The organism is Kiloniellales bacterium, from assembly GCA_030064845.1.
GTDB lineage: Bacteria > Pseudomonadota > Alphaproteobacteria > Kiloniellales > JAKSDN01 > JASJEC01.
Map to the genome: position 1 here is coordinate 1 of JASJEC010000124.1, position 6,733 is coordinate 6,733.

A 6,733-nucleotide genomic window follows, 5' to 3' on the forward strand; every position below is an offset into this window, starting at 1 on the left:
GTAGAGCGCCCCGATGAAGTGCTTCGGGTCCATGATCGGCAGCATCTCGGCCGCCTCCTCCGGGCTGATCAGCTCGGTCTCGATGCCCAGGTAGCGGCCCTTCGCGTGGGCCGACTTGATGAAGTCCATCCGCTCGGGCGTGCCGGCCAGCATGACGCCGCCGGTGAGGTGCAGGCCGCAAGACTGGCCGGAGATCTCCTCGATCTCCTTGTAGAGGCCGATCGTGTACTCCTGCAGCTTGGCCACGTTGGGATCGGCGTTCAGCGTGTGCATGCCGCCGGCGGCGTGCCACGTCGAGCCCGAGGTCAGTTCGTCACGCTCGAACAGAGCGACGTCCTTCCAGCCCAGCTTGGTGAGGTGATAGAGCACGGAGCATCCGACGACACCGCCGCCGATGACCGCGACCTGCACATGCGACTTCATGAGTTTTCCTCGGCCTTCGTTTCCAACCCTGCCCGACCCTGCGGGCGCTCAGCCCAAAAGCTCTAGTGTGACGTGCCGCCCGACTCCTTTCGCGATCCGTCCTCTAAGGTCTGGATAGCGACATCCCGCCCGGCGGGCGGCTCAGCCATTAAGGACCGTCAACAGAGCCAAGCCCAGGAAAATCGCGCTCGACACGAAGCCGCACCAAGGCACCCAGGACGGCACGGTGCGTATGCCTGCGGGGCGGGGATCGCGGCGCTTGATCCTGACCAGGGAGAGGTTGGCCAGGGTGAAGATGGTCAGGACGATCAGTGAGGTCACCTCGGCCAGGGTCTCGATCGGCGCGATCCCGGCGAGTACGAGGACCGCCAGGGTGACCACACCGGTCGCTAAGACCGGCGTGCGCGTGCGCGCGTTGACCAGCCCGAAGACCGCGGGTATCGCCCGGTCCCGCCCGAGGCCGTAGAGCACGCGCGACGCCATGATGATCTGGATCAGCGCCCCGTTGACCGTTGCCACGACCGCAATGCCGGTCAGCAGAACCGGAGAGCCGCCGGTCCGCTCGAACACCAGCGCGAGGGGCGCGTCGCTCGCCGCCAGTTCCTCCTGCGGGAGGGCGAGGACCGCGACCAGGGCGACGACGATGTAGAGCAGCGTGGTGACTACCAGGGTGAGGACGATGGCCGCCGGAAGGACCCTCCGCACATCCTTCACCTCCTCGGCCACGTTGACCATGTCCTCGAAGCCGATGAAGGCGTAGAACGCCAGCACCGCACCGGCGAGAATCCCGCCCCAGGCGGCGAGCTCCATCGGCGGAACCAGGTCGGGAAGCCGCTCGCCGACATCGGTGATCGCGCCGGCCCCCGCGACGATGATCAGCATCAGGCCGCCGATCTCGACCAGGGTCAGGAAGGCGGCGGTGCCGACCGACTGCACCACGCCGAGGGCGGCGCAGCCGCCGAGCAGCAGGATCACCACCGTCACCACGAGCCATTTCGGCGCCGCGAGGTAGGCGATCAGGTAGCCGCCGGCGCCGAGGGAGATCGCGGCGGCGGAGACGATCCCGCTCATGATCACGCCCAGCCCGACCAGCAGGGCGAGCGACTTCAGCCCCAGGCCTTCGCGCACGTAGACCGCCTCGCCGGCGCTCTTGGGATAGCGGGCCGAGAGCTCGCCGAAGGAGAAGGCCGAGAGGCCCGCGAGCAGCGCCGCGACCAGAAAGGCCAGGGGCGCGAAGAGATCGGCCCGGCCTGCGACCTTGCCGACCAGCACGTAGATGCCCGCCCCGATCGTGGTGCCGAGGCCGTAGAGCGTGATCATGGTCAGCGAGAGCCGGCGCTGCAGCTGCGGCGCCGGGCTGCCGCCGCCGGCATGGGCTTTGGCCTGGTTGTCCGATCCCACGGAAATCCCCCGATCGCGTGACCCAGTCTATCAGAGACCCGAGAACGGGAAATGCGGCCTTGAGATGAATCATGGCTTTCGCGCAGGCCTTGAACCTCGGCGCCTTCTTTCAGTAGAACTTCACCGGGGGGCGAAACCGCAAGGCTTCGCTCCCCTTTTTCTGTTGCCGGTGGTGACATGCGAACGAAACTCGGCCTCGCTGCAAAGCTTGTCTTGGCGTTCCTGCTGGCTTCCGGCTCGGGCGCCGCGGCCTCGTCGGCTGAGGCCGAGCGAATCGCCCGGGTCGTCGCGCCGACCACGGATTTCTCCAAACCGGAGGCCTACGAGCTCAGGTCCGGTGGCGCCACCAGTAGCTCGAATCTGAGCCACGACGCCTTCTCCCAACTCCCGGCCAACATGGCCCTCGACCGCCGGCGCGACTTCCACGAGGGCGACGCGATCTTCCGCAGGGTCTGGATCCCGGCGCCCTCCTCCACCCCGGCCTCGGACGGCCTGGGTCCCCTGTTCAACGCCCGCTCCTGCGAGCGCTGCCATCTGAACGACGGCCGGGGCCACCCGCCGGCGGCCAACTGGCCGGCGGACGATGCCGTCTCGATGGTCCTGCGGCTCAGCATCCCGCCGCAAACGGACACGGAGCGGCGACGACTGTCCGAAGGGCGCATCCTCGTGGTGCCCGAGCCGACCTACGGCGGCCAGCTCCAGGACTTCGCGGTCCAGGGGATCATGCCCGAGGGCAAGATGCAGATAACCTACGAGAAGATTCCCGTCGAACTGGCCGGCGGCGAGGTTGTTCACCTGCGCAAGCCGACCTACTCGGTCACCGACCTCGGCTACGGCCCGCTGCACCCGGAAGTTCAGCTCTCTCCCAGGGTCGCCCAGCCGATGATCGGCATGGGCCTGCTCGAGGCGATCGACGAGCGGGACATCCTGGCCTCCGCCGACCCCGACGATGCCGACAGCGACGGGATCTCAGGGCGGCCGAACCGGGTCTGGGACGACGTCGCCGGCGAGGTCGCGCTCGGCCGCTTCGGCTGGAAGGCCGGCGACCCAACCATCGCGCAGCAGAGCGCGCGCGCCTTCCACGGCGACATCGGGATCTCCAATCCGATCGCGGACACGGCCTGGGGCGACTGCACCGCGGCGCAGGAAGACTGCCGCGCGGCGCCCAACGGCAACGGAGCGGCGCGAGAAGGCCTGGAAGCTTCCCAGTCCATGCTCGACCTCGTGGTGTTCTACGCGCGCAACCTCGCCGTGCCGATCCGGCGCGACCTTACCGACCCCGAGGTGCTCGCCGGCAAGAAGCTGTTCTACGAGAGCGGCTGCATCGCCTGCCACCGGCCGAAGTACGTGACGCCCCGCGACGAGAGCAACCCAGAGCAGTCGTTCCAGCTGATCTGGCCCTACAGCGATCTCCTGCTGCACGACATGGGCCCGGGACTGGCGGACGACCGCCCCGAAGGCATGGCCGACGGGCGCGAGTGGCGCACGCCGCCGCTCTGGGGGATCGGGCTCACCGAGACCGTGAGCGGGCACAGCTTCTTCCTGCACGACGGCCGCGCGCGCAGCCTGCTGGAAGCGATCCTCTGGCACGGCGGCGAGGCCGAGGCGGCGAAGCAGAAGGTCGCCGCCATGAGCAAGCGGGAGCGCGGCCAGCTCATCCGCTTCCTCAAGTCCCTTTAGCCCAAAGGATCAAGGCGCCTCGAGCGCCAAGGCGATCCCCTGCCCGACCCCAATGCACATGGTGGCCAGCGCCCGCCTGGCGCCCCGTGCCCGCAGCTCCAGCGCCGCCGTCCCGGCGAGGCGCGCTCCCGACATGCCCAGCGGATGCCCGAGCGCGATGGCGCCGCCGTTGGGATTGACCTGCTCGGCATCGTCGGGCAGCCCGAGCCGGCGCAGGACGGCCAGGGCCTGGCTGGCGAAGGCCTCGTTCAGCTCGATCACGTCGAAATCGCCGATCCCAAGACCGAGGCGGGCCAGCAGTTTTTCGGTCGCCGGGGCCGGGCCGATGCCCATGATGCGCGGCGCCACGCCCGCTACCGCCCCGCCGACGACCCTGGCCAGGGGCGTAAGACCATTGGCCTGGCATGCCGCTTCGGAAGCGACCACCAGCGCCGCCGCGCCGTCGTTGACGCCGCTGGCGTTGCCGGCGGTGACCGACCCGCCCGCGCGAAAGGGGGTCGGGAGCCCGGCAAGCTTCTCCAAGCTCGTCTCGCGCGGGTGCTCGTCCGCCTCGACGGAGCGGATACCCGCCTTTTCCGGCACCTCGACCGCCACGATCTCCTCGGCAAGACGCCCCGCCGCCTGGGCCCGCGCGGCGCGTTCCTGGGAACGCAGGGCGAAGGCGTCCTGGTCGGCCCGGCCGATGCCGAACTCCGCCGCGACGTTCTCCGCCGTCTCGGGCATGGAGTCGATGCCGTACTGGGCCTCGAGCAGCGGGTTGACGAAACGCCAGCCCAGCGTCGTGTCGTGGATCTCGGCGCCGCGGTCGAAAGGCCGCTCCGCCTTCGCCATGACGAAGGGCGCCCGCGACATGGACTCGACCCCGCCCGCGACGAGCAGCTCCGCCTCCCCCGCCCTGATCGCGCGGGCCGCCATGGCGAGCGCCTCCAGGCTCGAGCCGCAGAGCCGGTTCACGGTCACCGCCGGAACCGCCTCGGGAAGCCCGGCCAGGAGCGTCGCCATGCGCGCCACGTTGCGGTTGTCCTCACCCGCCTGGTTGGCGCAGCCCAGGATCACGTCGTCGAGCCGGGCCCAGTCGAGCGCCGGATGCCGCTCGCTCAGGGCGCGGAGCGGAACCGCCGCGAGATCGTCCGCGCGCACCGAGGCGAGCGCGCCGCCGTAGCGGCCGATCGGCGTACGGACGTAATCGACGATGAAGGCCTCGGCCACCGGTCGGGTCTCCTTGCGGTCGGCCGGGAATCCTTCCCTCGACCGGGATGCCATGCTGTACTTTTTGCCGGGGGGTGGAAAGCCGTGAAGATCACTCGAATAGAAACGCTGCGCCCCAAGGCCCACCCGAACCAGATCTGGGTGCGGGTGGAGACCAACGAGGGCCTGATTGGCCTCGGCGAGACCTGGTTCGGCGCCGAGGCGGTCGAAGCCGATATCCATGGCCGGATCGCGCCGCTGCTGCTCGGCCGGGAAGCCGAACCGGTCCCCCTGTGGTCGGCCACCCGGCCCTACGTCGGCTTCGCCGGCACCGGCGCCGAGATGCGCGCCCGCTCGGCGCTCGACGTGGCGCTCTGGGACCTCAAGGGCCAAGCCGAGGGCAAGCCCATCCACGACCTGCTCGGCGGCGCGGTGCGGGAGTCGATCCGGGTCTACAACACCTGCGCCGGCCCCGATTACGTCTCCCAGACCGCCGAGGTCCGGCCCGACAACTTCGGGCTCTCGGGTGACGGCTTGGCCGGTCGGCGCTTCGAGGACCTGGACGCCTTCATGAACCGCCCGGCGGAGCTGGCGGCGGAGCTGCTGGAGATGGGCATCTCGGCCATGAAGATCTGGCCCTTCGATTTCGCCGAGGGCGCCAGGGACGGCCGGGACATATCAACAGAGGATCTGAAGCGCGCCCTGGAACCCTTTGAGCAGATTCGAAAAACCCACGGCTCAAAGATGCGCCTCAAGGCGGAGCTGCACGGCCTCTGGGACCTGTCCGCCGCGCGCAAGATCGCCGAGGCGCTGGCGCCGCTCGCCATCGACTGGATCGAGGACCCGGTCCCGATGGACCGCATCGACATGATCGCGGACCTCGTCGCGGCGACCGACATTCGGGTGGCGGGCGGCGAAACCCTCGGCGGCCTCGGCGCCTTCCGCGACCTGATCGGACGCGGCGGTCTGGCCGTGCCGATCATGGACGTGACCTGGGGCGGCGGGATCACCACGGCCCGGGAGGTCGCGGCCCTGGCCCAGGAGGCGGGCCGCCCCATCGCCTTCCACGACTGCTCCGGCCCCGTCACCCTGGCGGCCTCGGTGCATCTGGCGCTGGCCTGCCCCAACGTCGAGGAGCAGGAGATCACCCGGGGCTTCTACTACGGTTGGTACCACGCGCTGGTCGACCGCCCGCCGCCGCTGGAAGGGGGCATGATCCGCGCGCCCGACGGGCCGGGCCTGGGGCTCGGCATCAGGCCGGAGCTGCTGGCGGGCGATGAGCTGCGGCGGCGCCGGAGCGAAGGCTGAAAGGAAGACATAGAATGAGCGAACTGGTCACCATCCCGGCCGGACACGGCAAGGCGGCGCGCCTCACTGCCGGGCAGCACCTCAAGCTGATCAACACCCATGGCACCCAGGTGGTCGATTTCTGGGCCTTCAACGCCTACGACCTGCGGGAATACCTCTCGGTCGAGGCCTCGCGGGCCTGGAGCCAGCATCTCTGGCCCAAGGCCGGCGACACCCTGGTGACCAACCAGCGCCGGCCCATCGTCACCATGACCGAGGACACCACGCCCGGCATCCACGACACCCTGATGGCGGCCTGCGACAGGCACCGCTACGGCCTGCTCGGGGTCGAGGGCTACCACCGCAACTGCCAGGACAACATGTTCGAGGGCATGATAGAGCTGGGCGCGACGCCGCCCTTCGCGATCCCCGGCTCCTGGAACATCTTCATGAACATCCCGGTTACCGACGGCTACGACCTAGACTTCAAGCCCACGGTGGCAGAACCGGGCCAGTACATCGTGCTCAAGGCAGAGATGGACTGCTTCATGGCTTTCTCGACCTGCCCGCAGGATATCCTGCCGATCAACGGCGAGGGCGGCCAGCCGCCGCGCGAGTGCCACTTCGAGATTTTGGGCTGACCAATGAAACTCTCCCGCATGATCCAGGCGGTCGATCTCCATGCCTGCGGCGAGCACGGGCGGGTGATCACGGGCGGCGTGCTCGACGTGCCCGGCGCCACGATGTTCGAGAA

Annotated in this window: 6 protein-coding genes; 3 read left to right on the forward strand and 3 right to left on the reverse strand. The window is 69.3% G+C overall.

From position 1 onward, the window contains the following. Both QNJ67_23690 and QNJ67_23695 read right to left on the reverse strand, forming a co-directional pair. Positions 1 to 423: FAD-dependent oxidoreductase (locus QNJ67_23690; protein ID MDJ0611992.1), on the reverse strand; the 423-nt coding region annotated here is incomplete at its 3' end. A 141-nt stretch (positions 424 to 564) separates the two neighbouring features. Next, positions 565 to 1,824, reverse strand: coding sequence for an APC family permease (locus tag QNJ67_23695; protein ID MDJ0611993.1), 1,260 nt, complete (start codon positions 1,822 to 1,824; stop codon positions 565 to 567). A 177-nt stretch (positions 1,825 to 2,001) separates the two neighbouring features. Between QNJ67_23695 and QNJ67_23700 the strand changes: the two genes are divergently transcribed. Then, entirely contained in the window at positions 2,002 to 3,504 is a 1,503-nt protein-coding gene (locus QNJ67_23700; GenBank protein MDJ0611994.1) for a di-heme oxidoredictase family protein, read from the forward strand. Positions 3,505 to 3,513: 9 nt separating this feature from the next. On the opposite strand, the gene pcaF is transcribed toward QNJ67_23700, so the two are convergent. Continuing rightward, positions 3,514 to 4,713, reverse strand: a complete 1,200-nt coding sequence (pcaF, locus tag QNJ67_23705; protein ID MDJ0611995.1) for a 3-oxoadipyl-CoA thiolase — start codon at positions 4,711 to 4,713, stop codon at positions 3,514 to 3,516. Between the two features lie 84 nt (positions 4,714 to 4,797). On the opposite strand from pcaF, the gene QNJ67_23710 reads away from it, so the two are divergent. Together QNJ67_23710 and QNJ67_23715 are read left to right on the forward strand one after the other, a co-directional pair. Further along, complete coding sequence (locus QNJ67_23710) at positions 4,798 to 6,000, forward strand: mandelate racemase/muconate lactonizing enzyme family protein (GenBank protein ID MDJ0611996.1); 1,203 nt, start codon at positions 4,798 to 4,800, stop codon at positions 5,998 to 6,000. A gap of 14 nt (positions 6,001 to 6,014) precedes the next feature. Further along, positions 6,015 to 6,620, forward strand: a complete 606-nt coding sequence (locus QNJ67_23715; GenBank protein ID MDJ0611997.1) for an urea carboxylase-associated family protein — start codon at positions 6,015 to 6,017, stop codon at positions 6,618 to 6,620. Positions 6,621 to 6,733: the final 113 nt, after the last annotated feature.